The 26,391-nt window shown below is 48.1% G+C and carries 22 protein-coding genes and 2 tRNA genes; 16 read left to right on the forward strand and 8 right to left on the reverse strand.

Annotated features, from left to right (window positions below; genetic code table 11):
* Window positions 1-16: 16 nt before the first annotated feature.
* Window positions 17-2,287 (reverse strand): sodium:proton antiporter, encoded by a 2,271-nt coding sequence (locus BTV99_RS09840; protein ID WP_075102197.1) that lies wholly within the window; start codon window positions 2,285-2,287, stop codon window positions 17-19.
* Between the two features lie 1,080 nt (window positions 2,288-3,367).
* Here BTV99_RS09840 and BTV99_RS09850 point away from each other — a divergent pair.
* The 7 genes from BTV99_RS09850 to BTV99_RS09880 all read left to right on the forward strand — a co-directional run bounded on the left by BTV99_RS09850 (window position 3,368) and on the right by BTV99_RS09880 (window position 10,232).
* The gene (locus BTV99_RS09850) at window positions 3,368-4,783 is read left to right on the forward strand and encodes a Do family serine endopeptidase (protein ID WP_075102244.1); all 1,416 of its coding nucleotides are present in this window, start codon (window positions 3,368-3,370) and stop codon (window positions 4,781-4,783) included.
* A 519-nt stretch (window positions 4,784-5,302) separates the two neighbouring features.
* On the forward strand, window positions 5,303-6,478 hold the full coding sequence (locus tag BTV99_RS09855; RefSeq protein ID WP_075102199.1) for a hypothetical protein: 1,176 nt from the start codon (window positions 5,303-5,305) through the stop codon (window positions 6,476-6,478).
* Between the two features lie 457 nt (window positions 6,479-6,935).
* On the forward strand, window positions 6,936-7,841 hold the full coding sequence (gene dapA, locus BTV99_RS09860) for a 4-hydroxy-tetrahydrodipicolinate synthase (protein ID WP_075102200.1): 906 nt from the start codon (window positions 6,936-6,938) through the stop codon (window positions 7,839-7,841).
* 81 nt (window positions 7,842-7,922) lie between these two features.
* Window positions 7,923-8,237, forward strand: a complete 315-nt coding sequence (locus BTV99_RS09865; RefSeq protein ID WP_227679979.1) for a hypothetical protein — start codon at window positions 7,923-7,925, stop codon at window positions 8,235-8,237.
* A 124-nt stretch (window positions 8,238-8,361) separates the two neighbouring features.
* Complete coding sequence (gene purC / locus BTV99_RS09870; protein WP_075102201.1) at window positions 8,362-9,075, forward strand: phosphoribosylaminoimidazolesuccinocarboxamide synthase; 714 nt, start codon at window positions 8,362-8,364, stop codon at window positions 9,073-9,075.
* A gap of 146 nt (window positions 9,076-9,221) precedes the next feature.
* Window positions 9,222-9,869 carry a DNA-3-methyladenine glycosylase gene (locus BTV99_RS09875; protein ID WP_075102202.1) on the forward strand — a complete coding sequence of 216 codons (648 nt, stop codon included), beginning with the start codon at window positions 9,222-9,224 and terminating at the stop codon, window positions 9,867-9,869.
* Between the two features lie 51 nt (window positions 9,870-9,920).
* Entirely contained in the window at window positions 9,921-10,232 is a 312-nt protein-coding gene (locus BTV99_RS09880) for a YqfO family protein (RefSeq protein WP_075102203.1), read from the forward strand.
* Window positions 10,233-10,260: 28 nt separating this feature from the next.
* Here BTV99_RS09880 and BTV99_RS09885 read toward each other — a convergent pair whose 3' ends face one another.
* The 5 genes from BTV99_RS09885 to BTV99_RS09905 all read right to left on the reverse strand — a co-directional run bounded on the left by BTV99_RS09885 (window position 10,261) and on the right by BTV99_RS09905 (window position 15,200).
* Window positions 10,261-10,629: a hypothetical protein gene (locus BTV99_RS09885; RefSeq protein WP_075102204.1), complete on the reverse strand. Its 369-nt coding sequence runs from the start codon at window positions 10,627-10,629 to the stop codon at window positions 10,261-10,263.
* Between the two features lie 185 nt (window positions 10,630-10,814).
* Window positions 10,815-11,480: a hypothetical protein gene (locus tag BTV99_RS09890; RefSeq protein ID WP_075102205.1), complete on the reverse strand. Its 666-nt coding sequence runs from the start codon at window positions 11,478-11,480 to the stop codon at window positions 10,815-10,817.
* A gap of 808 nt (window positions 11,481-12,288) precedes the next feature.
* Complete coding sequence (locus BTV99_RS09895) at window positions 12,289-12,492, reverse strand: CsbD family protein (RefSeq protein WP_075102206.1); 204 nt, start codon at window positions 12,490-12,492, stop codon at window positions 12,289-12,291.
* A 569-nt stretch (window positions 12,493-13,061) separates the two neighbouring features.
* The gene (locus tag BTV99_RS09900) at window positions 13,062-14,390 is read right to left on the reverse strand and encodes a D-amino acid dehydrogenase (RefSeq protein WP_075102207.1); all 1,329 of its coding nucleotides are present in this window, start codon (window positions 14,388-14,390) and stop codon (window positions 13,062-13,064) included.
* Window positions 14,391-14,447: 57 nt separating this feature from the next.
* Window positions 14,448-15,200, reverse strand: a complete 753-nt coding sequence (locus BTV99_RS09905; protein WP_075102208.1) for a folate-binding protein YgfZ — start codon at window positions 15,198-15,200, stop codon at window positions 14,448-14,450.
* A 285-nt stretch (window positions 15,201-15,485) separates the two neighbouring features.
* On the opposite strand from BTV99_RS09905, the gene BTV99_RS09910 reads away from it, so the two are divergent.
* Together BTV99_RS09910 and hemL are read left to right on the forward strand one after the other, a co-directional pair.
* Window positions 15,486-15,839 carry a zinc ribbon domain-containing protein YjdM gene (locus tag BTV99_RS09910; protein WP_075102209.1) on the forward strand — a complete coding sequence of 118 codons (354 nt, stop codon included), beginning with the start codon at window positions 15,486-15,488 and terminating at the stop codon, window positions 15,837-15,839.
* 72 nt (window positions 15,840-15,911) lie between these two features.
* Window positions 15,912-17,213: a glutamate-1-semialdehyde 2,1-aminomutase gene (gene hemL / locus BTV99_RS09915; protein WP_075102210.1), complete on the forward strand. Its 1,302-nt coding sequence runs from the start codon at window positions 15,912-15,914 to the stop codon at window positions 17,211-17,213.
* A 110-nt stretch (window positions 17,214-17,323) separates the two neighbouring features.
* Here hemL and BTV99_RS09920 read toward each other — a convergent pair whose 3' ends face one another.
* Entirely contained in the window at window positions 17,324-17,674 is a 351-nt protein-coding gene (locus BTV99_RS09920) for a DUF962 domain-containing protein (protein WP_143507123.1), read from the reverse strand.
* Between the two features lie 510 nt (window positions 17,675-18,184).
* Between BTV99_RS09920 and ppx the strand changes: the two genes are divergently transcribed.
* From ppx to BTV99_RS09945, 5 genes are all read left to right on the forward strand, one after another.
* The gene (ppx, locus tag BTV99_RS09925) at window positions 18,185-19,711 is read left to right on the forward strand and encodes an exopolyphosphatase (RefSeq protein WP_075102212.1); all 1,527 of its coding nucleotides are present in this window, start codon (window positions 18,185-18,187) and stop codon (window positions 19,709-19,711) included.
* 262 nt (window positions 19,712-19,973) lie between these two features.
* Window positions 19,974-20,777, forward strand: a complete 804-nt coding sequence (locus BTV99_RS09930) for an acetyl-CoA carboxylase carboxyltransferase subunit alpha (protein WP_075102213.1) — start codon at window positions 19,974-19,976, stop codon at window positions 20,775-20,777.
* Window positions 20,778-21,105: 328 nt separating this feature from the next.
* A complete protein-coding gene (tilS, locus tag BTV99_RS09935) occupies window positions 21,106-22,788 on the forward strand; it encodes a tRNA lysidine(34) synthetase TilS (protein ID WP_075102214.1) in 1,683 nt (560 codons plus the stop codon).
* 169 nt (window positions 22,789-22,957) lie between these two features.
* Window positions 22,958-23,791, forward strand: coding sequence for a pyrroline-5-carboxylate reductase (proC, locus tag BTV99_RS09940; protein ID WP_075102215.1), 834 nt, complete (start codon window positions 22,958-22,960; stop codon window positions 23,789-23,791).
* 132 nt (window positions 23,792-23,923) lie between these two features.
* Entirely contained in the window at window positions 23,924-24,493 is a 570-nt protein-coding gene (locus tag BTV99_RS09945; RefSeq protein ID WP_075102216.1) for a YggT family protein, read from the forward strand.
* 75 nt (window positions 24,494-24,568) lie between these two features.
* On the opposite strand, the gene BTV99_RS09950 is transcribed toward BTV99_RS09945, so the two are convergent.
* Window positions 24,569-25,375 (reverse strand): hydroxymethylpyrimidine/phosphomethylpyrimidine kinase, encoded by an 807-nt coding sequence (locus BTV99_RS09950; RefSeq protein ID WP_075102217.1) that lies wholly within the window; start codon window positions 25,373-25,375, stop codon window positions 24,569-24,571.
* Between the two features lie 436 nt (window positions 25,376-25,811).
* Between BTV99_RS09950 and BTV99_RS09955 the strand changes: the two genes are divergently transcribed.
* A tRNA-Ser gene (locus BTV99_RS09955) sits at window positions 25,812-25,901 on the forward strand.
* 188 nt (window positions 25,902-26,089) lie between these two features.
* Window positions 26,090-26,166: transfer RNA gene (locus BTV99_RS09960), tRNA-Arg, on the forward strand.
* Window positions 26,167-26,391: the final 225 nt, after the last annotated feature.

Below are 26,391 nucleotides of genomic sequence, written 5' to 3' on the forward strand. Positions count from 1 at the left end.
GTCAGTTATGGCTCAGTTATGCGTCTGGGTCTTTGTGGCTGTCCATGTCGGTTGCAGTATCTTGACCGGCATCAGGGAAGCGATTGGGATCCAGCGAGCCTTTTTTGGTCTTAGGCGCATGACCATTGCCATTGGTATTGCTGCTATTAGCTGCCTTGGTTTTGGCGACTGTAGCGGAGCTGGCAATATCAGCGTTTTGTACTTGAGCTGCTGAGCGGTCTGGCGTCGCGGCATCCAACGTCGCGGCGGCGTTTGCGGCTGTAGCCAAGCTGCTGCTTGCGTCTTTTGGCATGTGCGTTGGCGCATTTTGCTCAGGATTTTGCTCGGCAGTTGTATCGCCAGCGACTTTGTCTGCGCCCGTTACGCTCACAGGCTCGGTAGCGTCAGTACTTTCTTCGTTCAGCTCTTTTTCTTTACGTTTTTCAGGCGCTTTGGAGCTGGATTCAAAGTTGGCATCCGCCGCCATACGCGCTTGCTCTTGCTTTGGCGTTACATCGACTGGCTTTGGTTGCACCTCATCGTCCACTACCAAGGAGATAAGCTTGCGATCGCGCGGCACCGTCCCATCAAACTTGTCGGTGATGACGTGGAGCTTGCCTTCTTTGTCGACGGTATAGAGCGGCACAAATTGTTTATTATCGGCCTTATACTGCTCAAAACTATAGCTGTCAGTGATGTTGGTGATTTTGATACGTGCCTTTTTGGACAGCATACTGGCAAGCTTGGTATAGGTGACGTCTTTGCCAAACAGCCATTGTGAATGGAAGTTTGACTGCTTATCGTCGCGCTCGCTTTTGACTTTTTCGTCACTAAACTTAAGACGATACAGCTTACGCTCACCGAACTCGTGACGATAATGTATCTCAGATAAGGTGTTCATCTCCTTATCCATACTCATGGCAAACAGACGGCCGATACCGATCAAATCCAGATGATGGTCGGCATGGTCTGAGATGGGGTTGCCAAAATAAGTACGTAGGCCACTCATGCGGGCGCGAGCAATATTGGTGTAGTTGTTGTGAGCGACGATGACATCAAAACCTTGGTCCTTGAGTGAGGTGGCGATAAGAAGCGCGACAGGGTTTGAGCCGACCACCAATATGCCATTGGTTTCAGGCTCACGCACGCCCAGCAAGTTGCCGACCATTTTGGCACCCAAGCCTTGGATCAAGACCGTACCGATGATGACCATAAACACCAGTGGCACTAGCAGCTCGACGCCTTGGATATCATACTCTTGTAAGCGGATAGCAAACAAAGATGAGATAGCAGCAGCGACGATACCACGCGGCCCAATCCAGCTGATCATCAGCTTTTCATTGGTCTTAAGGTTTGAGCCGATGGCCGATGCCCAGACAGACAAAGGCCGCGCCACAAACATGACGATAGCCAGCAGCACCAATCCTGCAAACCCAACACTTAGCAAGCTTGCCAGCTCAACACGGGCAGCAAGGATGATAAAGAGCACAGAGATGAGCAAGATGGTTAAGGATTCATTAAACTCCAAAATCGTCTCGCGCGGGAATTTTGGCCAGTTGGCCAGCGCCACGCCCAATACCGTCACCGTCAATAGACCGGACTCGTGCTCTAAATGGTTCGATACCGAAAACAGCACCAGCACAAAGGCTAGGGTAAAGACATTGCGCAAAAACTCAGGAATCATATGACGACGCATGAGGAATGCAAGCAGCCAAGCGCCTGCCATCCCAAGCGCTGTCGCTAGTACCACAATTTTGGCAAACAATAAGATACTGCTGGCTTCGCCGCCTGAGATGATGTACTCATAGACCAATACCACAGCGATGGCACCGATCGGGTCGATGATGATGCCTTCCCATTTGAGGATATTGGAGATGGTCTTATTGGGGCGTACACTACGCAGTAGCGGCATGATGACTGTCGGGCCTGTCACACAGACCAAGGCCCCGAATAACAGGGCAATCAGTGGATCGACATCAAATAATAAATACGTCGATAACGCCACGATAGCAATGGTGATCAGTACGCCGACCGAGACCAGCATTTGTACGACAGTGCCGTGTTGCTTGATTTCATCAAACTCTAGCGTCAGCGAGCCTTCAAATAGAATAATCGCCACCCCCAAAGATATGAAGGGGAACATCAGCTCACCGAGCACCAAATCAGGGTCAAAAATACCCAAAACCGGCCCGACGATGATACCTATCAATAATAAAAATAAAATGGACGGTTGCTTTAAATACCAAGCCAGCCATTGGGCGGCGATGCCAATCCCAACCACGCCAGATAGTAATAGGGCGGTATCCATACATTAATCCTTTTGTAATCTTGTCATATGTTATATCTATCCATTGCTTGGGCGACCGCGCTGCCTGCTATCGGCAGTGTGTATCGATGTCGCAAACGGTCGCAAGCTTTTTAGTAGCAAGGCCATCAGCAGATAGCCATCATGCATCCAAACATGAGCCAGATGTGATATATACTATAAAGTAATAAAGACAAAAGCATGCCTAGATAAAAACACCAAATCCAACAGTCAATCCGTGTCATCAAACCTACGCCAATCATGGACTCGGTTGGCGGGTTTATATGACCCGTATGGCCTACTTAGTAGCTGATAGGCAGTTTTGAGTTATTGACAAGGTTGAGATAAGGTATAAACGCCTCTAGTCATGCAAAAGATGGAAAATAAGGGCGATACTAATACGAGCCAAGTTGATAAACGCAAGGTCAATCCAATCGGTTTTTTTTGATTGACTTTTGTTTGTTTATAAAGTTATTTGGCTTGCTATCATAACATGATTTTATTTCATCGCTGCTAGTTGCCGTGTGACTGACTATTGCGTGATAACCGGCCATATTTGGCAACGTTAGCGCCGCAGCAGATCATGATGTGACGCTAAAAGATACTGGTCTCATTCAGATAATATAGGCCAGCGCTTTGATTTATCATACAGTAGCTGTCTTTTTGTCGCCATCTTTGTCGTACCGATGGCCTGTCGCTACTATAAAGATATTGATATAAAGATACTGATACAAAAATACTGACGGCCAATGGTATTGCAGCAAAAAAACCAGTAACCTATTGCATAACAAAAAGGGATTGAAATCAGGGACAACAGTACGGATAAAACGATAAGACATGGCCATGGCCACCTTTGCATCACGCGGCTGTGCTGCTACATTGTTTGTCTCGTCCTGTCCGAATAGGTTTTATTGCGTGCTATCAGGTGTCATACAGACTGTGCAAAACGTATTCCAGCAGCACTTACCTAACTGTACATAGCATCGTCTTTGAGATGCAGAACGGCCACTGACAATAATAATGATCACTCATATGGAGGACACGATGCCTATCAATATGTCTACAGCGCCAGCCAAACCTCGTATGCGCCATTGGCTACATCGCAGCACTTTAGCGCTTGCCATGAGCACAGCGATGCTGGCAGGGGTATATACCACGGCGATACCAAGCGCACACGCTGCCGTCACCACGGCGGATTTTTCGGATTTGGTACAGCAGGTCACCCCAGCGGTGGCGCGTGTCAATGTCACCAAAACCGTCAGTGAGGCAGAGCTTGCTAAGGCCCAAACGGCAGAGCTGCTCAGGCAGTTTTTTGGCGATCGTCTGCGTATTCCGGATCAAGCCGCGACCCCAGCGATTGAGCATGCCTACGGCACCGCGTTTTTTGTCACTACAAATGGCTATATGTTGACCAACCATCATGTGGTCGAAGGCGCGGACAAAATCACCGTCACGCTTAACGATAGGACAGAGCTGGATGCCACCTTGGTCGGTAGCGATGAGCGCTCGGATGTGGCGGTACTAAAGGTCAGTGGTAAGCAGTTTCCCGCGTTACCGATCGGTGATTCAAATGGTTTAAAAGTTGGGGAGCCTGTACTGGCGATTGGCTCGCCCTTTGGTTTTGATTATTCGGCCTCGGCTGGTATCGTCAGCGCCAAATCGCGCAATTTTTCACGCGATACCAGTGTGCCGTTTATCCAAACCGACGTGGCACTCAACCCAGGAAACTCAGGTGGCCCACTATTTAACCAGCGCGGCGAAGTCATCGGTATCAACTCGCGTATCTTTAGTGGTACAGGTGGCTATATGGGGCTGTCGTTTTCTATCCCGATTGATGCGGCGATGGATATCTACGAGCAGCTAAAAACTAATGGTGAAGTCGCCCGTGCCTATCTTGGTATTTATCCACAAGACATCGATCGCAACTTGGCAGAAGCGTATAACTTGGCGCGGCCGCAAGGGGCGTTGCTGACTCGCGTGTCACCAGATTCGCCCGCTCAAAAAGCAGGGCTAAAATCTGGTGATATTATTTTGCAGTATAATGATGTGCAAATCATGCGCGCCTCGGATTTGTTGAATTTACTCAACCGTGCCAAGCCCAACGACGCGTTTCATGTACAGATTCAGCGCGATGGTAAACGGATGCTCGCGCGTGGCACACTGGCCTATGCACCCAATGATGTTCGAGCACAAAGCGGCGATCAGCAAGACAATGATATACAGCTTGGACTGCGCTTACGTGACTTGACCGCCGATGAGCAAGCAGAGCTGGCAGTTGACAACAAAACTGGCATCTTAGTCACCACAGTCGACCCCACAGGGCTGGCGGCGCGCTCAGGCATCATGGCAGGCGATGTGATTACCAATTTTCACCAAAAGCCGATTAAAAAAGTCACTGATTTTTCCAGTGCCATCTCAACGCTACCCAAAAAAGGCGTGGTGACCATTGAGGTCATTCGTCAAGGTATCCCAGGTATCATTGGTCTGCGTATCGAGTAGCTTTGTGTCATGCAGGAGCCGTCACGCAATACGAGCATCTGACTGGAGGGAACTGGATAAATAGGGCAATGATTGACATAGGCTGTCAGTATAATGAAGCAGCCAGCAGAATGCTGAGCGGGTCGATCAACCCTATGCTTCATTAGAGACGTCTCAGCAAGCATCATCGGTACGGCACGCAAGATAGGTCAAGTGAATACATGGGTTTACAATTGTGCTTGTCTATCATAGAGCTCGGCCTCTATAATGGCTGGTTTTTTATCCAACTCGCCACATATCGTTTGGGCGATGCTGGCTGGTCGCACATTTGGCGGTGGCAGGCGCTGTCTAATCGCTAGGGTTTGCCAGCTATTATTTTATGATCTGCGTCTTGTCAGCCCTATTTTGTCAGCCCAGCCCAGTTTATAGGGCGTTGTAGCCCCTGCTAAATAAGCATTGACTGATAAGCAATGATGGCTAAGTGCTGCTCAAAAACCACTGCTCGATTGTTCCACCTTCATCCATAACCGCTAGGTAATTATGACTGACCACGCACTTTATACGCTAAGTATCTCTATAGCAGCCGCATTGCTTGCGTATATTCTACTATGGTCAGGATTACAGACGTTCAATGCCAATCCGACCAGACGGTTTTTGCGTATCTGGGGCAAGCTCATACTGTATTATGCCGCATATACTATGCCCGTTTGGGCGCTGCTTCTGCTGACAGGCTGGATGGAAGGTCTATTTGACCTAGCGTGGCCGGTGCTGCTCATCGCGGTGGCGGCCATGCTGCTCTATTTTTATACCGTTATCATACAGCCCAATTGTTTGCGCCTTGAGCACCATACTGTCGATTTGGATTTGTCGGCACCACTGACGGTGGCTGTATTGGCAGACCTACGCATTGGGCTATATAGTGGCAAGCCGCGCCATATTCGTAAGCTGGTTGCGACCATCAATGACTTGGCAGTGGATGCGGTTTTGATTGCCGGTGATTGGCTGTATTATCCTAGCGCCGATTTGGTCGGGCAGTTGATGCTGTTTAAAGGGGTCAACAAACCGGTCTATACAGTGATGAGTACCTCAGACTTGCGTTATCAGTCGCTCAACACCACCAAGCAAGGCCAGCCATTATTAGAAGACACTTTGGCCTGCGCATTTGATGTGCTTGATATCAGCTACATTGGTCAGCAGTGTACCTCGTTGCCGCTCAGATGCGCCGCCGTGCCGCCATCTGCCAGTCGTTTTGACAATACAAAAGAACCCCAGCGCTTAGCGGCGCACGCATCAGATGCGCCTGTAGCCGTGCTGTGTGGTTGGCAAGATGTTCCTGTACAATGTGGCGAAATCAATGAGCAAAACAGCGCTGACAAAGCCAAGCTTGGGACAAAAATCACCCACGCGCGTCAGCCGGTGATTATTTTGGCCTCACGGTTTGATAGTATCAGCGATTTGCCAAAATCGCCACAACCACGGCCGTTATTGATCACAGGGGCAGCAAAAGCCACACAAAAAAACATATGGCAGGCGCAAAAGCAACAAGACATCCAGCGCAGTGGCCACAAAGGTATGCTTGGCAATAGTCGTATGGGTAAGCAGCGCGGTTTATACCAGCATGCCAGTGCCCAGATATTTGTCAGTAGCGGTATTGGCACGCGTGGTCTGCCGTTTCGCTTGTATCGGCCCACTATCGATGTGTTGACGATTCGTTAATATTTTGTAAAACACTTATCAGCGCTGCTGCATTGCGCTACACTAATCAGTCATTAATAAGCCACCAAACGGTGACTCATTAATGACGGGTAGCACTTTTGATGCAGGTCATGGGTGAGCGGCGGTGAGCATTTTATTGATTGGCAACGTAGATGTAATCTCAATTGATTGATAGCGGTCAAATCAAAATATGCTACACTAACAGGCGTTTTTTATGATTATGTGTTAATGATTCTGTTTTAGAATCAGACAGACGCATTTATATCGCAAGTGCTTGGTGTACACCAGCATTTCCACAGTACGACAGTACGTAAGATAAAACATCGCACGTAATACCATGAGCGTCTATTTTTGCCTATATAACGATAGGTAGAGTAGAGGCGCACACTGGCATTTGCAAACGACCTATCATGTGACAGCTTTGATAAAAGCTAGGATAATACAGTAAGGCACGGTTATGAGCACAGCATACGACGAGATTAAAACCCGACTACAAGGCTCAATGGTAGCCTTGGTAACGCCCATGCACCCTGACGGCACGGTCGATTATAAACGTCTGGCAGACCTCATAGATTGGCAGATTGAGCAAGGTACGCATTGTCTGGTGGCCGTTGGTACCACGGGCGAGTCAGCAACGCTATCGATGCAAGAGCATAGCGATGTGATTCGTTATTTTGTGCAGCATGTCAAAGGTCGCGTACCAGTGATTGCGGGCACAGGCGCCAACAACACCATGGAAGCCATCAAGCTGACCCAAGATGCTGCCGACGCTGGTGCAGATTGCGCCTTGCTCGTTGCGCCTTATTATAATAAGCCGCCGCAAGAAGGGTTGTTTCAGCATTACAAGACCATCGCCGAGGCGGTCAACATTCCGCAGATGCTCTATAACGTGCCAGGACGCACCGTCGTCGATATCGCCCAAGAGACCGTCGAGCGCTTATGCGATATCGACAATATCGTCGCTATCAAAGACGCCACAGGCTCAGTGGGCCGCGGTGAGCAGCTGATCAAAGCTGTAGGTGATAAAATGGTGGTGCTATCTGGTGATGATGGCACCGCGCTTGATTTGATGAAAGTCGGCGGTAAGGGCAATATCTCCGTGACGGCCAACGTCGCACCAAAAGCCATGAGTGAGACCTTTACCGCTGGTCTGCGCGGCGACTTTGCCGCTGCTGACAAAGCTCATGATGTGGTCAAGCATCTGCATCGTGATCTGTTTATTGAGTCAAGCCCGATTCCTGCCAAATATGCCCTGCACAAAATGGGTATGATCGACAAAGGGATTCGCTTGCCGTTGGTATGGCTGGCACAAAAGCATCATGCCACTATCGATGAAGCTTTGGTGCGTGCCAACTTGCTATAGTAATATTGAGCTATCGTATGATCGAGCACCATTAGTATCATTGAGCAATAATTGCTAAAATTGCTAACTCAGAGAGATAACATGATGAAAACATCATCGACGATCACAAAGATAATCCCTGCGCTGCTAACCGTCGTTTTGGGCAGCACCTTCGTATTGAGCGGTTGCCAAAGTATCAAAAACGTACTTGGCAAACGCGACAATGGTAGTTTGGAATACCAACAAAGCAAAAAACTGGCACCGATTGAGTTGCCAGCGAATAAAGAGCCTGCACCTTTTGTCCCTTTATATCCTACGCCTAACGCTGGTACAAACACCCTAACACTAAAAAATGACTCAGGCAGTCAGTATCAACTGCCAAAGCCTCAGCGTACGGTTAGCACGCCTTCAAACTAATTTTATTTCTTTACTTATACCGCTGAGTTTTTGCCTTGCCGATTGTATATGATCGACTGAGCCAAACCAAAGCGGTAGCTGCGCGTTTTTACCACATAAGCTTGAACGAACAGGAACTCCCATAATGCAAAAGCAACAACTGCTGTACAAAGGTAAGGCCAAATCTGTATATGAAACAGAAGACAATGATCTTCTGATTTTGCACTTCCGTGATGATACCTCAGCGCTGGATGGTAAGCGTATCGAGCAATTGGCACGCAAGGGCGTCGTCAATAACCGCTTTAATGCGTTTATCATGCAAAAATTGGCGGATGCGGGTATCGAAACCCACTTTGAAAAGCAGCTGTCAGAAGATGAAGTGTTGGTCAAGCGTCTGGATATGATTCCGGTAGAATGCGTGGTGCGTAACTTTGCCGCTGGCAGTTTGGTGCGTCGTTTGGGCTTAGAAGAAGGGCAAGCACTGACGCCGCCTACTTATGAGCTGTTTTATAAAGACGATGCGCTGGGTGACCCTATGGTAAATGAGTCACTGGCCGTGTCTCTTGGTTGGGCGACCAAAGAGCAGTTGGCAAAAATGCAAGAGCTAACCTATCAAGTCAATGACGTACTAAAAGCGCTGTTTGCCGCTGGTGATTTGATCTTGGTCGATTTCAAACTTGAGTTTGGCGTATTCCACGACCGTATCGTCTTGGGTGATGAGTTCTCACCTGATGGTTGCCGTATTTGGGATAAAACCACCAAGAAAAAACTGGACAAAGACCGTTTCCGTCAGTCATTGGGTGATGTGATCGAAGCATACGAAGAAGTGGCCAACCGCATTGGCGTCCCATTAAGCTAAGCGATTTTTTTAGACCGTTATAAAAGACTGAGCCGTGTGCTCAGTTTTTTTATGCAAAAAATTACGGAACTGGTAAAAAAGACGCACGGTACAAGCACGGTATTCTACTTATAATACCTTTGAATGTGTCACGTAGGTCGATAGTCATGTCTCACACGCGGTTTCCCAAAACAAACAGCAAGGCACTAGAGCCGATTTGGTTTACGCGTCCCACCTGTGTGGTCGCCGCTGATTTGATAGGTAAGGTACTGTGCAGGCGGCTGATAGATAGCGACGGCACAGAAAAAATCCTACGTATGCGCATCTCGGAGACCGAAGGCTATATTGGAGTAGCAGACCCAGCCTGCCACGCTCATGCTGGCACGCGCACCTCACGTACCAAGATTATGTATGAGCCAGGTGGCGTATTTTATGTTTATCTGACTTATGGCGTTCATCATATGCTCAACTTAGTCAGCGGGGCTGCCCAGTCGCCCGAGTCTGTGCTGATACGAGCAGGGTTTTTGACCGGCGACAGTGACTGCCTCACAGACGAGCAGCAATGGCGTCCCAGTAAGCAGCTGATAGATCCCAAACAGTTTGCAGGACCAGGTAAGCTCACCAAACGCTTGCACATTGATCGTGATTTATATGGCAAGCCTATTGCCCCTGTATCTGACGTTTGGGTCGAAGACGATGGCTGTCAGCCGCCAGTGTCATTGCGCCCGCGTATCGGCATCGACTATGCAGGCGACGCCAAGGACTGGCTGCTACGCTATATATGGACTGATCATCCGTCGTTATCTAAAACATAGTAAGTTTATAGCTATGGTAGTTTTTTTAAATAAGCTCGAAGGAGGTAGTCTATGTATAAATTAACCGTTTTTATCCCTGATGAGGCGCTCGAGGCGGTAAAATCAGCGCTGTTTGCCGCGGGCGGCGGTAAGATTGGCAATTATGAAGCGTGCTGCTGGCAAGTACAGGGTACAGGGCAGTTTAAGCCTTTGGCAGGTAGTCATCCGCATATCGGGGCGCAAGATAGACTAGAAAAAGTAACCGAATGGCGCGTTGAGATGGTGGTGGCAAAAGAAAACATCGAGCAGGTCATCAGTGCGTTAAAGCAGGCGCACCCTTATGAGACGCCTGCTTATGATGTCATCGAAGTACTTGACTGGTAAGAGATGAAGCAGGAGGGCTAATAGTAGTTCAATCTTCTTTTATTTTAATCACCTGATAGCTTGGGTAATCAAGCTCGATCTTATAGTCTTCGCCGCCGCGTCTGGCTTTTACCTTTATTTTGTGGTCGCCTTTTTTGTATTTTACATCTTTGACACGGTACCCCATGCTGCTGACTTTATTGGCAGCGCGCTGCTCGATTGCAGGCTGATACAGCTCTTTATCGATATTTTTCAGCGTTTTTTTGTGCTTCTTATACAGCTTGGTGTCTTTATAAATGTCTTCATATAGATCGCCACAGGCATTGTAGCCAGGCGCGGTGACGCAGCCAGTCGTCAGTGCCAAGGCAGCAACCATAGCAGTCACTGCGGCAGGCTTTACAAAAGTAGTGATGTGCATAAAAACCTCTTATGGGGTCAAAATGTGATGAGTCGGTTTACAAAAAATGGCCAAACAAACCAAGGGCTGGCTTATTTGACCAGAGGCATCAAGACCACAACGATGCCAAAATCTGACAAAAAGTCGCGCGAATAATGCACGGACAAACAAGAATAATCAATGAGACGCGCACTATCTCATCAAAATTAGTCTTTTTCTATTTTGATGACATTTAGGTTGGGATAGCCAAGAAATATTTCGTACTCTTGGGAGCCGCGTTTTGCCTCAATCTCAAACACTCCGCGATTGTTTTTTTCTTCCAGCTCAATGTCTTTGACGCGGTAACCCATGGCGCCAACCTTTCTGATCGCCCGTTGTTTGATGGCAGGGTAGCGTGACTCTTGTTTGATACGATCTTCGACGTCACCACCTTTATAGTGCTTATTGTACTTACCATGATTCTTGTGTTTATCGTTCTTATACTTACCATTCTTATAGTAGTCTTCGTCGTCCCAGATATTGGACCAAGATTTTTTGTTTGAGCTGATCAAGCGCAGATCAGGATAGCTATATTTTAGCTCATATGCTTGGTTGTTCTTTTTGGCATAAGCAATGAGCGCGCGGCGGCCTCGATGACTGTCCGCTCTAATATCCATTACTTGATAGCCTTTACGGCGCAAGTTATTGCGTAGCTGCTGACTGACGCGCTTATAACTGACACGGTCATAATCACCATCTCCGCCGTAGATGGGGTAATCATAACCGTATCCAGGCGCGGCGACCGTGCAACCGACGGTAGAGACACTCAGTAATGCGATAGCAAGACCAGAGGTGACCACCGCTGATAAAGACGAAGGTCTTAATATTTTCACAATGTCTTCTCCTATAGGGGATATTTCTTCTTTTTGAAATATTTGCTTACATAACCATAGTAGGACGCTAATCTCATTGCTGCGTGTCTTTGCTGTTAATAAGTTGTAAACTTTGCAAATATTTGCGTAAGCATCGGCTACTTTGGGTGACTACTGTGCGGGATGCAGAGAGGTTCAACGCCAATCTATTTTTATTGCCGTATGATTTTTTCAAGCAGGCGGTTACTTTTATAAAATAAAATGGATAATTATCAATAGTTTGGATGGATAAAAATGAGTGTATCAGTTTCGATGTAAGTATATGCTTACACGCAATGACGCTTACGCCACTTAACATCACATTATAGATTGGGCATTATAGTCACACGGCATTAGGGAATGTGACTCAAGGATTGAGTAGACCGCATTAAGGATAATGATTCAGTGATCAGCATCAGGATGATAATAGGAACTGAAGTAAGGACACATTTTCTTTGCTGACAACAGCAGTGATTGCTGGTAGTCGTAGAAAAAGGGCAGGATGCCCAGTATCACATTATGTTGAATAGCGTGCAAGGATGCACATGACGCAACCGTGATAGGTAACATGGATGGTTAACAATAAAACCGCATAACAATTCATTGCTATGCGGTTTTATTGTATCTGCTCGTTCGATACAAAAAAAAGACCGCACACTCTCATGCGGTCTTTTTTATTCTCTACTATTTATCATTTACTTAACAGCAAGTACTCAAAAGCAAGTAATTAAGCTGGTCACTGTGAGTGAGTAGAGAAGACTAGCTCAGTAAGTACAATTAGTAGTTACTGTTAGTAATTATTGTGGCGACGCCATTCGTCTACTTCGCGCTCTGCATGGTCCTTGGCATGGCCATAACGCTCTTGTACACGGCCTACTAGCTTGTCGCGGCTGCCTTCGATATGAGTGAGGTCATCATCGGTGAGCTCTGCCCATTTTTGTTTAACCGCACCTTTCATTTGGTTCCATTCACCTTTTAACGTATGTTCATTCATTATTATATTCCTTCTATTATGATCGAATTTATTGTTGAGACGGAGTCTAAAAGCTAAGTTTTATCTAAAGAATAAGCTTTTAGATACTAAGCTTTAGAATATTAAGTGATAAGACATGCGTTCCATCTGTCTTTTTATACCGTATCACTCAGTGGCTGCTGATTGTTACCAACACTCAACTTGCATTGGCAATCAAGCGTGAGCCAACTGGTGATATCTAATATAGGCGCTCACAATAGCCTTGTCTGTATAGGCAGTGTTTAGAGTGTTGCGCCATTATAGAGATCTACGTGCCTGTGTTAGGAGTGGCAGCTTTGTGTAATAAAAGGCAGGTTTTTCAACAAAGTACCGTAAAGACGATATCGCAAAAATGGAAATGGATAAAAATTTATTAGCAAGATTAGGGACTAAATATTAGGTACTAAATATATTAGGCACTAAACATAATCAATCCGAAATAAAGCTGGTATGCAAGATGCTATGTGCCACGTGCTACAGGGCGTCACGGGCTACGGGTATTTAGCGTCACGGGCTACGGGTGTTTATTTTACGAGAATGCTCGGCAGCTTTTATGGAGCAGTCACACCGACAAAGTCAAAATCGACTGGCAGTTTCTCACCCTGTATCAACAGACTAATAGCTTTTGCCGAACCACAAGCGTGGGTCCAGCCAAGTGTGCCATGCCCCGTGTTTAGCCATAAATTATCAAAACTCGCCGCCGTATTGTGACTACCGTGACGGACATGGCCTTTGTGCGCGCGGCCTATCAGCGGTACGTTTGATGGGGTCATCGGCCGCAGCCCTGTCCAGTATTGTACAGAGCTTGCAATGATGCCTTTTGGAAATAGCTGCTGCACACGGCGAGTGATGGCCGCGCAGCGAGTGGGGTTTAGATCCAGATTGTAGCCGTTGAATTCGGCGGTGCCCGCGACCCGTAGCTTGTCACCGAGGCGCGATGCCACCAGTTTAAACTCATCATCGATTAGGCTGACAAATGGCGCTAGATGCGGGGCGCGAGGATTGACTTGATAAGTGGCTGAGTAGCCTTTGGCGGGGAAGATAGGCAGCTGTACATCAAGCGGTTTCATCAGGGCGACGCTATGGCTACCAAGCGCCAGCACATAGCTATCGGCGCTAAAGCTCTGGGCGTTTTCGTCTTTGGGCCGAAGGGTGACGCTATGCACGTGCGGCTGCGACGTTTGGGTATCAAGATTGATGGCGAGGACATCAGTATCATACAAAAACTGTACGCCTGCTTTGAGGCAGCGCGCAGCCAAGCGCTGAGTAAATAGATGGGCGTTGCCCGACTCATCACGGCTGGTATAGGTTGCGCCTGTGAGCTTATGAGCGATGGGGTAGAGTGCAGGCTCTAAGCTGACTGCAGTACGAATATCGATGATATGGCGCTCACAGCCAAGCGCTTGCATACGCTCGGTCGGAGCAATGGCTGCCTCAAACTCTGCTTGGTCGGTATAAAAATGCATGATGCCGCGCGTTTGCTGCTCATACTCGATACCGATATCCGCGCGTAGCTGCTGCAAAGCCTCTCGTGAAAACAGCCCCAATCGGACCATCTGTACCAGATTGGCATCCGCTCTGTCCGCGCGGCACTCTTGCAAAAACTGCAGCGCCCATCTGAGCTGCGCCTTGTCCGCTCGCAGGCGATACAGCAGCGGTGCGTCTTCTTTACCTAGCCACTTTAGTGCTTTTTTTGGGGTTGCAGGATTGGCCCAAGGGGTGGCGTGCGAGACCGATATCTGCCCGCCATTGGCAAACGAGGTCTGCATTCCTGCTGCTGATTCACGCTCGATGACGGTCACATCATAGCCTGCTTGGCGAAGATACCATGCGGTGGTCACACCCACCACGCCTGCCCCGAGTACCGCGATATGTGTCATAGATTGCTCTGCTGCGTTTTTAAAAAAAGTGCTGTTACGGCTGCGAGATGTTTTGTGCTATGGCTGGCGGGCCACATCCGCTTGCAATGCTGGTGGCAATGCCAACACTGTCAGCTCGCTGTCGGCTAAATGTTCTGGACGGGCAACGACTAACGCCTCAAAGCCATTATTGCTAGCAATGGCGTTGACCACCTGAATCTTACCGAGTTTGTCGCCGGCTGCTGGCATCTCGCCTGTGCCACTGACGTAGTGCAAAAACGCCTTTGGCGCTGATTTAAAATAAATACGGGCGATGACTTCTTGACCCAAGTAGCAGCCTTTATCGTAGTCCATTCCGCCGCGCTGATGCAGGCGTAGCTCTTGCGGCTGAAACTGCCCTTGTGTCGCCGCGACGATCCAGTAGTTGCCAGTGGCGATACTTTGCTGCGCCCATGCATTGGCCTCTTCTATCGTATGGTGCTCGTCTTTGTGACTAAAAGTCGGCTCATCAGCGAGCACACAAGGATAGATGGCGGCTGGAGTGCTGGTCTCAAACTTCGAAAATGCGCCGTACTTTTTAAGATGGGCTTGTAAGCTGTCGGCACAGTCAGCGCTGATGACGATATCAAAGTGATTTTCGGCTTGTTTTTTGATCCAAATGCCAAACTCGATGCGGCCCTTTAGGTTGCTAATGGCAGCAGCTTGATAGCTGAGTCCGAGTTTGGTGACGTCAATGGTCAGCTGACTTTGCAAGAATTTTTCGGCATCCTCGCCTTGGAGCGTCAATTGAGAAAACTGCGGCAGAGTCGGTATATCGGTAGATTGAGTCATTGTTATTATCCTTTTTTGAGCGCTGATTAGCAGGGTTTGCGCATAGTAGGTAAGGGCTGGTATCAGACTCCTTTGACCAAATACGCGCCTATAAAAACCAGATGAGATTAAGAAGAGTACCACAAAAAGTACTGCCGTAAAAAACAACAGTGCCTCGCCAATGGTTACGGTATAAGTTGGGTAGAGTGACCATTTTTCAACCGTACAAATTGGTTAAAGATGGCGAGTTACGGTACAATGTTAGCTCTACAATACACCTAAATATTGCTGGCTGCCGAGGAAACGATGAGCTTACCAAATTGTCCAAAATGTGATGCTGAATATACGTACGAAGATGGTGCGTTGCTGGTATGTCCCATGTGTGCCCATGAGTGGACAGCCGCGGAAACTGACGCTGCAGAAGCCGAGGCTCAAGGCGCTGTCATTCGCGATGCCGTCGGCAACGAGCTACAAGATGGCGACGCGGTGACCGTCATCAAAGATTTAAAAGTTAAAGGCTCCTCACTCATCATCAAGGTAGGCACCAAGGCCAAAAGCATTCGTTTGCTACCAGATGCGAGCGATGGTCATGATATCGACTGTAAGCTCGATGGCTATGGGCCGATGAAGCTAAAATCCTCGGTGGTAAAAAAGGCATAAAACGCCTGCAAGCCAACAGACTAAAGATGGCTTACGTCACCATTACCTTTACTACAATAATAGAGAATATTTATGAGTACTAAAAACGAACAACTATTTGCGCAAGCTCGCAAACATATCCCAGGCGGTGTCAACTCACCTGTCCGTGCCTTTGCTGGAGTAGGTGGTACGCCGATTTTTATGCATCGTGCCAGCGGTAGCAAAATCTATGATACCGAAGACAATGGCTATATCGATTATGTTGGCTCGTGGGGGCCGATGATTTTGGGTCATGCTCATCCAAAGGTGATCGATGCGGTCAAAAAAGCGGCGGATGATGGCCTGAGCTTTGGTACACCAACCCCATTTGAAACCACCGTTGCCGATAAGATCTGCGAGATCGTGCCAAGCGTTGAGATGATTCGCATGACCAACTCAGGCACGGAGGCGACCATGAGCGCCATCCGTTTGGCGCGTGGCTATACGGGACGTGACAAAATCGTTAAGTTCGAAGGCTGCTACCATGGCCATTCAGACAGCTTATTGGTCAAAGCAGGCTCAGGAATGCTCGACATTGGCGAGCCAACCTCAAAAGGCGTGCCAGCGGATTTTGCCAAGCATACCATCACCATTCCTTATAACGATCCGCAAGCGATTAAGGATTGTTTTGAAAAGTGGGGTGATGAGATCGCTTGTGTCATCTTGGAGCCGATCGCTGGCAACATGAATATGGTCGTGCCCACGCAAGCGTTTCACGATACCTTGCGTGCTGAGTGCACTGCCAACGACGCCGTGCTGATCTTTGATGAAGTGATGACGGGTTTTCGTGTCGGTCTTGGCGGCGCGCAGGCACATTTCGGTATCGACCCTGATCTGACCTGTTTTGGCAAAATCATCGGCGCTGGCCTGCCAGTAGGCGCATTTGGCGGAAAAGAGAAAATCATGTCTTGTATTGCCCCACTAGGCGGCGTTTATCAAGCGGGTACGCTATCGGGCAACCCACTTGCCATGCGTGCAGGTATTGCGATGTTTGAGGACTTAACGGTCGCGGGTTTTTATGACGAGCTATCGGCCAAAGTAGATAAGCTAATCAGCGGCTTTCAGGCAGCTGCGGACAAACATGGTATCAATCTACGCACCAATAACGTCGGCGGCATGTTTGGCATGTTTTTTGTCAAAGACTGCGACACTACTGTACCGCAAAACTTCAATGACGTGACGCAGTGTGATATGGAAGCCTTTAACACCTTTTTCCATGGCATGTTAGATCGCGGTATTTACTTGGCGCCGTCAGCATATGAAGCAGGCTTTATGTCTATCAAGCACAGCGATGCAGACATCGATGCCTCAATCAAAGCCGCTGACGAGATATTTGCTGAGATGGCAACAGCGTAGTTGCGGTTTTTAGCATGGGTTTGAACGCTCTGAAAATGAGCGCTCTAAAAAGGTCAGTATCATAAATGGTGCTGACCTTTTTTTATGGATATGAATGCGGTGTGCTGCCTTTATTTGATTTTATCAAACTTAGCATCTTTTAGGCTCAGTCGGCCGCGCAGTACGTCACTGTACATACGAAAGTCGCTGACAAAGCTTTTTAGTGGAGACTTAAACGACGCGGGTTTGTTTTTTTCAAAGAAAAAATGACCGACCCACGCACAGGCATAACCTGCGGCGATACCTTTAAGCAGCGGGGCGGGCGAGCGCGACTTGACCGATTTTGCGAGGCCCAGTAAGCCCAAGCTACTACCCGCGAAGTGCAACCGGCGGCAAGCCATGTTTTGATGCTCATCTAAATAAAAATCATAAAAGCTTTGTTTGGTAAAGCTTTGTTTGGTTGGGCTGACAGCTGTCATCATGCTTTTTTTAGCATTGCTGGCCGCTTGAGCATCGGTGTTTTTGGTAGTGTTTTGTATGGTAGTTTGATTCATTTATTTAGCTTCCTTGCTAATCGTTTATTGAGTATAGACATTAGGGGGCTTTTTGTTTTACTAAAACGGCTAGGCGGTCATTAAGTGACTGTTATTTATTATAATATTGGTCGTTTTTAATGTAGCAAAACGCTATCCTTAACACAAGCAATGGATGTTTATGGCGTATTTGTTATTTTGTCGATGATGCGCTTGCTGCTTAATTAGCATTTGGGTCGCTTGCCAGTGTTTGGCATAAATGCTTTAATGGCGAAAATTGTGTCACTGCTGTCTGTTGGCCTCTCACATTGATGTTGATGTCCCGTTTTTGTCATGTGGTTTTTATAGTTTGGTTATTATAAGGTGTTTGACAGCTTGGCTTTGCTTGAGCCAGCCGTTTGACCCAGCGCCGCCCATGTATGTACCTTTTATCCCACTAATATGGTAACGATTTCGCTTATGCCCATTGATTATTTTACAAACCCGCCAATCGCCGACGATGAAATGATGGCCGCCATTGATATCGGCTCCAATAGTTTTCACTTAGCCATCGCTCGTTTAGATCATGGGGAGGTGCGTAAAGTCGTCTCTATGTCAGAAAAAGTGCAGCTGGCCGCGGGGCTGGATGAGCACAACATCCTAAGCGCGGCGGCTGAAAAGCGTGGCCTTGGATGTCTTAGCCGCTTTGTGGCGCGTTTGGATTCGGTGCCGCCTGAGCGTATTCGGGTGGTTGCCACCAACGCCTTGCGCCAAGCCAAAAATGCCAATGACTTTATCAGCCGTGCCAATAAGATTTTGCCCAAGCCTATCGAGATTATCGCAGGACGAGAAGAGGCGCGTTTGATTTATTTGGGCGTTTCACATACCAATGCCAGTAGTGATAAGCGTTTGGTCATCGATATTGGTGGCGGCTCGACGGAGTTTATCATCGGCCAAGAGTTCGACCCGCTACTGACCGAGAGCTTGCAGATGGGCTGCGTGGCCTTTACCCAAAAGTACTTTGCTGATGGGCAGATTACCAAAGACGCGTTTACCAATGCCATCGCAGGCGCGCGTAAAGAAGTACTGGCGATCAATGGCCGTTACCAAAAAGTCGGCTGGAGTAGTGTGGTCGGCTCAAGCGGTACCATCAAAGCGGTGCGAAATGTGTTGGTGTCAAAAGGCTGGGCCGATGAGCAAGAGCGCATCACCTATAAAGGGGTGAAAAAACTCGAAAAACTGCTGCTAAAGATCGGCAACGTCGGCGATATCGATTTAGAAGGTGTCAAAGAGCATCGAAAGGCGGTGTTTCCAGCGGGGGTGGCGGTCCTGCGCGCGGTGATGAAAGTGCTGGGTATCGAAACCATCGTCTATTCTGACGGCGCGCTGCGCGAAGGTGTCATGTATGATATGTTAGGGCGTTTTGCGAGTGAAGACGTGCGTGACCGCAGCGTGCTGGCACTGATCAAACGCTATTCAGGCGACAAAAAACAAGCCAAACAAGTGGTCAAAACCAGTCGGCATTTATTTGAACAAGTCAAAGACACGCTGGGTCTGAGTAGTGATGATGGCGATTTGCTCAGACGGGCAGCGTTTTTGCACGAGATAGGGCTGGCGATCAGTCACAGTAGCTACCATAAGCACAGTGCTTATTTGCTTGAGCACTCAGATATTCCGGGGTTTTCACAGGTCGACCAAAAGCGCATGGCGCAGCTGATGCTCAATCACCGCCGTAAGCTAAAAGCCGATATGTTGGAGCAGACCTGTACCATCGGCGGCAACCAGTTGGTCTATCTGTGCTTGCTCCTGCGCTTGGCAGTATTGGCGCATCACAGCCGCAGCGACCATGAGCTACCAGCATTACAGCTCGCTGTCGTCGATGATCACTGCTGGCAGATCACGGTTGCCGATAGTAGTGAGCACTATGCGTTTTTGTTGCCAGATTTGCATACCGAGATTGAGCAGTTTGCCAAATGGGGTATCAAGCTTAGCGTGATAGAGGCCTGATGGCTTTGATAGCTAGTATCTGATAGCTAGCATCATTATTATGCTAGATGACGGACACCATCGACGTATCAATGCGCCTTACCGGTGGCATGTGCTCTATCGTTAGTAAGATGGTTTACAGATCTAGGTAACAAAAGCCGCTTTGACAATAATGTCATGCCATTTAAGATGTGCTACTATAGCTTCTATTGAGTTTACAACTGTACTTTTATTATCAAAAACCGATAACATTATTGAGTATAATTATTAAAGGGAAGCATTTATGAGCACTGTCTGGGATAGTGTGCAGCTTGCACGGCACGCCAAGCGTCCATTGTTTATGGACTATGTCAATCAGCTGTTTACCGAGTTTGATGAATTACATGGCGACCGCGCGTTTGCCGACGACAAGGCCATCGTAGGTGGTCTGGCGCGTTTTGAGGGTCAGCCTGTGATGGTCATCGGTCAGCACCGTGGCCGTAGTACGCGTGAGCGTATCGCCCATAACTTTGGTATGGCCAACCCCGAAGGCTACCGTAAGGTCATTCGTTTGGTAAAAATGGCTGAGCGTTTTAATATTCCGGTGATGACCTTTGTCGATACCCAAGGCGCGTACCCAGGAGTGGGCGCAGAAGAGCGCGGCCAAGCACAAGCCATCGCTGAGAGTATCGCGGTCTTCTCTAGCCTACAAGTTCCTATCATCGTGACCATCATCGGTGAAGGCGGCTCAGGCGGTGCGCTGGCCATTGGCGTGGGTGACAGGGTCAATATGTTACAAAACAGTATCTACTCGGTCATCTCACCTGAAGGCTGCGCTTCTATCTTATGGAAGACTGCCGAAAAAGCCCAAGACGCCAGTGAAGCGTTGAAGCTAAACGCGGTAAACCTGCATCAAATGGGTCTGATTGATGCGGTCATTGAAGAAGGTGAGGGCGCGCACGTCCAGCCGCAGCCTGTCATGGATGCGCTAAAATCCTTGCTCACTGAGCAATTAAAAGCGCTCAATGAGATGGATGTTGAAACCCGCTGCGCGCTGCGTTATGAAAAGCTCAAGTCCTTTGACTCTGAAGTGATGCTGCCTTGCTGATTTATTGATGAGTCATATTGCAAAATAAAAGTGTTAAAATAAAAACGTGTCATTGTATGGCGCGTTTTTTTATGCATAGGTGATTTATAAGAGGTAGTTTATAAGATTTTGAGCCAATAAATTATCCAATCATCTAAGCGCCCAGACATTCTCCGCTACTTTTTAACTACTACGATTTAAATCCTTTAAAAAAATAACTTTGTATTGAATGACTTAATCGCCATGTATCTGACATATTTGGACTTTACTATAATTAACAGCATAATTTCTATACGACGTATATATGTTAAGGCTCATGATATTTTGATTGCTATCAACAAGGCTGATTATGACCAGTAGCGCAATTATTCCCTCTCCTATTAAACCAATAGCGACGCTACCAATTGATGATAATTTGGCGCAGGCATTGCTGAGTAGTCTGACAGAATACAGCACGCAGCTGCATGGCCGGCGTGTCTGGCTGGCCTGTAGTGGTGGGCGAGACTCTTTAGCGCTGGCGGCGCTGTGTGTCCAGCTATATCATCGCGGCCGCTTGCCGTTTTTGCCGCAGTTGCTGCACGTCGATCATGGCCTGCAAGCAGATAGCGGCGTCTGGGCGCAGCACGTCACGCGTTGGGCCACCGCGCAAAATATGCCTTGTCAAATCTTGCGCGCACAAGTTAAGGGTCAAGATGAGCAGGCAGCACGGCATGCCCGCTATGAGGTGATGCGCGCCGTACTCAACACCGACGATGTACTGCTGCTCGCACATCATGCTGATGATCAAGCCGAAACGATACTGATGCGGCTGATACAAGGCGCTGGGGTCAATGGGCTATCAGGGATGCAGCCGTGGCGCACGCAAACCCAAGATGGCCGGCGCAACGCACTGTGGCGGCCATGGTTGACCGCCAAACGTAGTACGATCAGCCGTTATGCGCAGCGTTTACAACTCCCCTATATTGATGACCCAACCAATGAGGCAGGGGACAACGTCCGTAGTGGTCTGCGCCGCGATGTCATGCCAGTTTTGGCCACGTACAATCCAAATGTCATTGATAACATCGCTCGTAGCGCCCAGCTATTAAGTGACGCACAATCCATCGTCAATGATCAGGCAGTAGCGGATCTGCAGCGGGTAGCAGTCAGGGATTTGCAGCTCGCGTCCGCCCAGCGGGTACTAGATATAGCAGCGCTAAACACGCTGCCGCCATACCGTCAGCGCCAATTGCTGCATCATTGGCTTACTCAAGATGAGCCATTACCACCCACAAAGCAGCTGGTAGATGCGGTATTTGGCCTTAGCCGGCGTCAGGACTCTAACCACCAAACCGCGCTTTTTTGGCAAGCGAGTCTACAGTCTTACGTCATACGCCGTTATCGTCAGCGGCTGTATCGCATAAGTAGCGACTGGCTGGATTGGCTGACATTACCGCTGGGTAAGATGGAGCATGTAATCTCTGATCTGACAGCTGAGGTAGCTAGTACACCTACTATCAGACCGCAGCCTATCTTGATGACATTACGCAGTGACACACATTTTGTTTGGCAAGCCAAGATTTGGCCTCATGCTTTGGCTGCTTTATTGGGTGGTGATAGAAGCGGCAGTGCTACGTTAAGCAAGGGTACACTAAGAGCTAAGCTTGCCAACCATCAGGGTACAATGCGTCTCTCGTTTGCGCCGTTAGCGCGGCAGCAGCGCGTGCGCACGGTGTCCATGCCGCGGCCACAAGCGGGCAAAAAACTATATCAAACGCTGGGCATACCAGTATGGCTGCGTGAAAGCTTGGTGATAGTAAGCGTCGACTGTAGGCATTTAAAAGACGGACAAGACGATCTGATCGAAAACGCAGCTGCCGTGCCTATCTTATTGCTGTCGCCTTTTGATTGTTGGATATTGCACACAGATATCATGCGCGTAGAGAGTAATCATCCGGCGGCGTTTGATGAGATAGCTGAGGGTGTCGTCAGTCAGATTATGATACAAAAAGCGCGCCAGACAACAAAGCCAGCAATATCAAAGCAACACTAAAGTCCGTCCAAATAGAGGCGATAACTCTATCAGTCAATGAAGCAACAAGCGGGCAAGTAAGCCGCTGAATTTATCAAACGATGCCAGTAGCAGTATGGTAAACTGAGTGTCATTTTCCCTAGCAGTATGTTAGTTTGAATACTTTTGGATTTTTGCGTAGGAGACAAGTATGTCAGTATTAGATAATAAAAAAATCAGCTTTATCGGTGGCGGCAACATGGCGCAGGCTCTGATTAGTGGGCTTGTCAGCTGCGGTGTGGAGCCAAGCTTGATTACAGTTGCTGACCCTAGTAGCGAGGTGCGCGAGCAGCTATCTGCTAAAGGGCTAAATGCTGTCGACCCAACCGCCGATGCTACCGCTGCTGTTATCGGTGCTGACATCGTGGTATTGGCCGTCAAGCCGCAAGTGATGAAAACGGTGGTGAGCGGCTTTGCCGATGCGCTAGATCAGCAGCTGGTGATTTCGGTCGCGGCAGGTCTGTCGACGGCTTTATTGACAGACATGCTCGGCGGCTATAGCAATATCGTGCGCGCGATGCCAAACACACCGGCGATGATTCAGATGGGCGCGACTGGCTTATATGGTACAGACACTATCTCTGCAGAACAAAAGCAATTGGCAACGGCGGTGATGGAAGCATCAGGGTTAGTCATGTGGGTCGATGATGAAGCACATATGCATGCGGTCACGGCCGTTTCAGGCTCAGCGCCTGCTTATATGTTTTACTTTATCGAGTCGATGGTTGATGGTGCAGTCGCGCTGGGGTTGAATAAAGAGCAAGCGTCAGCACTGGCCATGCAGACCATGCTAGGCGCGTCAAAAATGGCGATGAATAGTGATGACGCACCAGCCGAGCTGCGCCGTAAGGTCACCTCGCCAAATGGTACGACGCAAGCGGCCGTCGAGTCTATGCAAGCCAACGAGATTGGTCGTCAAATCATTGAAGCCATGCAAGCCTGCTACGATCGCAGCCAAGCGCTGAGCGAAGAGATGAGTAAATAATCGCTGACTACTGTTTTTCTATCTTGGGATATGTCAGGCATGATGGCATATCTCATTTATAATCAAAAAACGCCTGATAAAGACATTCGTCTTCTTAAAATCCGTTAATAACGTCACATTGAGTAGCGCTTCATGAACAACATGTTATTTCAAATCTTTGATTTGGTCACCACTTTCGCCATGATGTTGGTGTTTATTCGTTTTATGCTGCAGTTTGCTGGTATGGATGCTCGTAACCCCATGATTGCCCCTGCCTATAAAGCGACCCATATCGTCGATGTGTTTGGGCGTATTTTTCCGACCGTCGCGCAAGGCCGAATCAGCATCGCTGCCATTGTACTGATGTTTTTGATCCGTCTGATCGACATCTCTGGCAAAGCCGCTTTGATGCATAAAGGCATTGCGCCGGTGCCGTTGTTTTTTACGGGTACCACCAGCTTATTATTAGACTTTTTGCGTATGTGTCGCTACTTGGTCATCGGTTCTATTATCGTCAGCTGGATTGTGGTGTTTACCCAGTCTCAGCATCCGATTATCGGTATTATCATCAGTCTGGCCGAGCCTATTTTGGCACCATTTCGCCGCATCACGCCAAACTTAGGCATGTTTGATTTGTCACCGATGGTGGCTTTTTTGGCGTTTTATTTACTTGAGATATTCATCGGTGGTTTGGCCGCCAGCTTTATGCCAATGTTGGGTTAACACTAGGGCGCTGCGCTGTTAATTAGCCTGAGTAAAGGGCGCTCTATCGATATAGAGCGCCCTTTTTATATGTGTTTATTGGATATGTGAATAATTGACAAAACGATTGGGTATCAGTTGGGCGTCGTCGTCGTCAGGGTGCGGGACGTCAGCGGCGCGTAGCGTTTGAGTGATCCAATTATCTGCCGCTTTGACGGCGTCAACCAGCGCATCGCCCACGGCTAAGCGTCCAGCGATAAAGCTGGCAAGCGAGCAGCCAGAGCCATGAAACTCACCTTTTAGGCGCGGCAAGATACTCTGATGTACCATCTCACCATTGATATACAGATACTGCTCGATATCGCCGCTGTCGAAGTCATGGGAGGTTTTTACCAAGACGGCACGGGTGCCTTGCGCACACAGTTTTCGTGCAGCGACATGTAGGTCTTGCTCGCCGCTTAGCGCACGCAGCTCATGCGTATTGGGGGTGATTAAGGTGGCGTAGGGGAGCAGCTTGCGAAAGGCGGTGACCAAGGTCTGCTCATTGCCCAAGCTGCCGCCGCTATTGGCGACCAGCACAGGGTCTAAGACAAACGGCGTATCAGCGTCGATGACTTGCTTGGCAAACAGCTCTGTGAGCATGGCGATATTGTCAGTGGTGCCAAGCATGCCGGATTTTATGGCACGGACCGGCAGATCTTCGAGCACGGCGACGGCTTGATCTTTGACCAAACTGGCCGCACACGCCTCAAACCCATACACCTGCTGCGAGCTTTGGATGGTGATGGCGGTACAAGCGATGGCGGCATGGGCGCCGGCTTGGCCGATGGCCTCGATATCCGCTTGTAGTCCAGCGCCGCCTGAGGGGTCCAATCCTGAAAAACACAGTACCACGGGTCGCATAACATATCCTTTTATTTATAAGAGCTATCAGAAAACTGATAAATACTATAGCCAGCCAATAAGAAAAAAGCCAGTATCAGCATGGCGTTAACCTGTTTTAAATAAGTAGCGTTCTACAGACATAAAAAATGCCAGTTTTGTGTTGTATTGATTGTACTTATGACAGGTGGTTCATTCAAACAAACCAGCCTATTGCAGCCTTGTATATAGGGGGTCTCTGATGTACAGATTTGGGCAGTATTGTTGGGCACAATGAGCGATAAAAGCATTTAAATCAATAATTATCATAAAAGCGAGATTAAATCTGCCGACAAGGCTTGCAATTCGTTTTGGCTTTGTTATAATACTCGCCCACGACATAAGACGTATCGTTAGCATCGATACTGTATTTGTAAGGCTGTTTTTTGAACAGTATTATAAGTGTCTTACTTCGTTCGGTGAAGTGGGTGAGTGGCTGAAACCAGTTCCCTGCTAAGGAACCATACGTGTAAGCGTATCGAGGGTTCGAATCCCTCCTTCACCGCCATTTATTTTGTTGTTATAATAGTGCTAACGCAGTATATCGACGATAAATGATTTTTTAGCGATGACTTCAAAAAATAATTTGAAATTATCTTAATAAATCAGTTGACACAAGCGATATTATCTATATAATGACCAACCTAATTTACTGCAATTGTTATTAAACACTGTAGTGAATGATATGCAAAATACGCGCCTGTAGCTCAGTTGGATAGAGCACTTGGCTACGAACTAAGGGGTCGGGAGTTCGAATCTCTCCAGGCGCACCATTTGCATACTAGCTTATCTTATTAAAATTTAAGCAAAACCTAAAATAATCGCCTGTCTTATGACACTTTGGCGATTTTTTTGTGTCTGTCGTTTTTATACCTATCATTTGCGTACAATACATACCAGTAGCACGTGGCGCATACGTCTTTAATCATCAAAGGTACGATAAGCGTTTGAATTACGGTACAATAGCGCTACTATTCACTGCTTGCTATGAGCTTGTA

Source organism: Psychrobacter sp. Rd 27.2 (assembly GCF_001921755.1).
In the GTDB taxonomy this organism is placed as follows: Bacteria; Pseudomonadota; Gammaproteobacteria; order Pseudomonadales; family Moraxellaceae; genus Psychrobacter; species Psychrobacter celer.

Bases quoted from the DNA above. Each gene is read 5' to 3' on its own strand.
- BTV99_RS09855 (WP_075102199.1), top strand. From the start codon at position 5,303: ATGACTGACCACGCACTTTATACGCTAAGTATCTCTATAGCAGCCGCA.
- BTV99_RS09945 (WP_075102216.1), top strand. From the start codon at position 23,924: ATGAACAACATGTTATTTCAAATCTTTGATTTGGTCACCACTTTCGCC.
- BTV99_RS09865 (WP_227679979.1), top strand. From the start codon at position 7,923: ATGATGAAAACATCATCGACGATCACAAAGATAATCCCTGCGCTGCTA.
- BTV99_RS09950 (WP_075102217.1), bottom strand. From the start codon at position 25,375: ATGCGACCCGTGGTACTGTGTTTTTCAGGATTGGACCCCTCAGGCGGC.
- BTV99_RS09910 (WP_075102209.1), top strand. From the start codon at position 15,486: ATGAGCTTACCAAATTGTCCAAAATGTGATGCTGAATATACGTACGAA.
- BTV99_RS09875 (WP_075102202.1), top strand. From the start codon at position 9,222: ATGTCTCACACGCGGTTTCCCAAAACAAACAGCAAGGCACTAGAGCCG.
- proC (WP_075102215.1), top strand. From the start codon at position 22,958: ATGTCAGTATTAGATAATAAAAAAATCAGCTTTATCGGTGGCGGCAAC.
- tilS (WP_075102214.1), top strand. From the start codon at position 21,106: ATGACCAGTAGCGCAATTATTCCCTCTCCTATTAAACCAATAGCGACG.
- BTV99_RS09900 (WP_075102207.1), bottom strand. From the start codon at position 14,390: ATGACACATATCGCGGTACTCGGGGCAGGCGTGGTGGGTGTGACCACC.
- BTV99_RS09885 (WP_075102204.1), bottom strand. From the start codon at position 10,629: ATGCACATCACTACTTTTGTAAAGCCTGCCGCAGTGACTGCTATGGTT.
- BTV99_RS09905 (WP_075102208.1), bottom strand. From the start codon at position 15,200: ATGACTCAATCTACCGATATACCGACTCTGCCGCAGTTTTCTCAATTG.
- BTV99_RS09920 (WP_143507123.1), bottom strand. From the start codon at position 17,674: ATGATGACAGCTGTCAGCCCAACCAAACAAAGCTTTACCAAACAAAGC.
- BTV99_RS09930 (WP_075102213.1), top strand. From the start codon at position 19,974: ATGAGCACTGTCTGGGATAGTGTGCAGCTTGCACGGCACGCCAAGCGT.
- hemL (WP_075102210.1), top strand. From the start codon at position 15,912: ATGAGTACTAAAAACGAACAACTATTTGCGCAAGCTCGCAAACATATC.
- dapA (WP_075102200.1), top strand. From the start codon at position 6,936: ATGAGCACAGCATACGACGAGATTAAAACCCGACTACAAGGCTCAATG.
- BTV99_RS09840 (WP_075102197.1), bottom strand. From the start codon at position 2,287: ATGGATACCGCCCTATTACTATCTGGCGTGGTTGGGATTGGCATCGCC.
- BTV99_RS09895 (WP_075102206.1), bottom strand. From the start codon at position 12,492: ATGAATGAACATACGTTAAAAGGTGAATGGAACCAAATGAAAGGTGCG.
- ppx (WP_075102212.1), top strand. From the start codon at position 18,185: ATGCCCATTGATTATTTTACAAACCCGCCAATCGCCGACGATGAAATG.
- BTV99_RS09880 (WP_075102203.1), top strand. From the start codon at position 9,921: ATGTATAAATTAACCGTTTTTATCCCTGATGAGGCGCTCGAGGCGGTA.
- BTV99_RS09850 (WP_075102244.1), top strand. From the start codon at position 3,368: ATGCGCCATTGGCTACATCGCAGCACTTTAGCGCTTGCCATGAGCACA.
- purC (WP_075102201.1), top strand. From the start codon at position 8,362: ATGCAAAAGCAACAACTGCTGTACAAAGGTAAGGCCAAATCTGTATAT.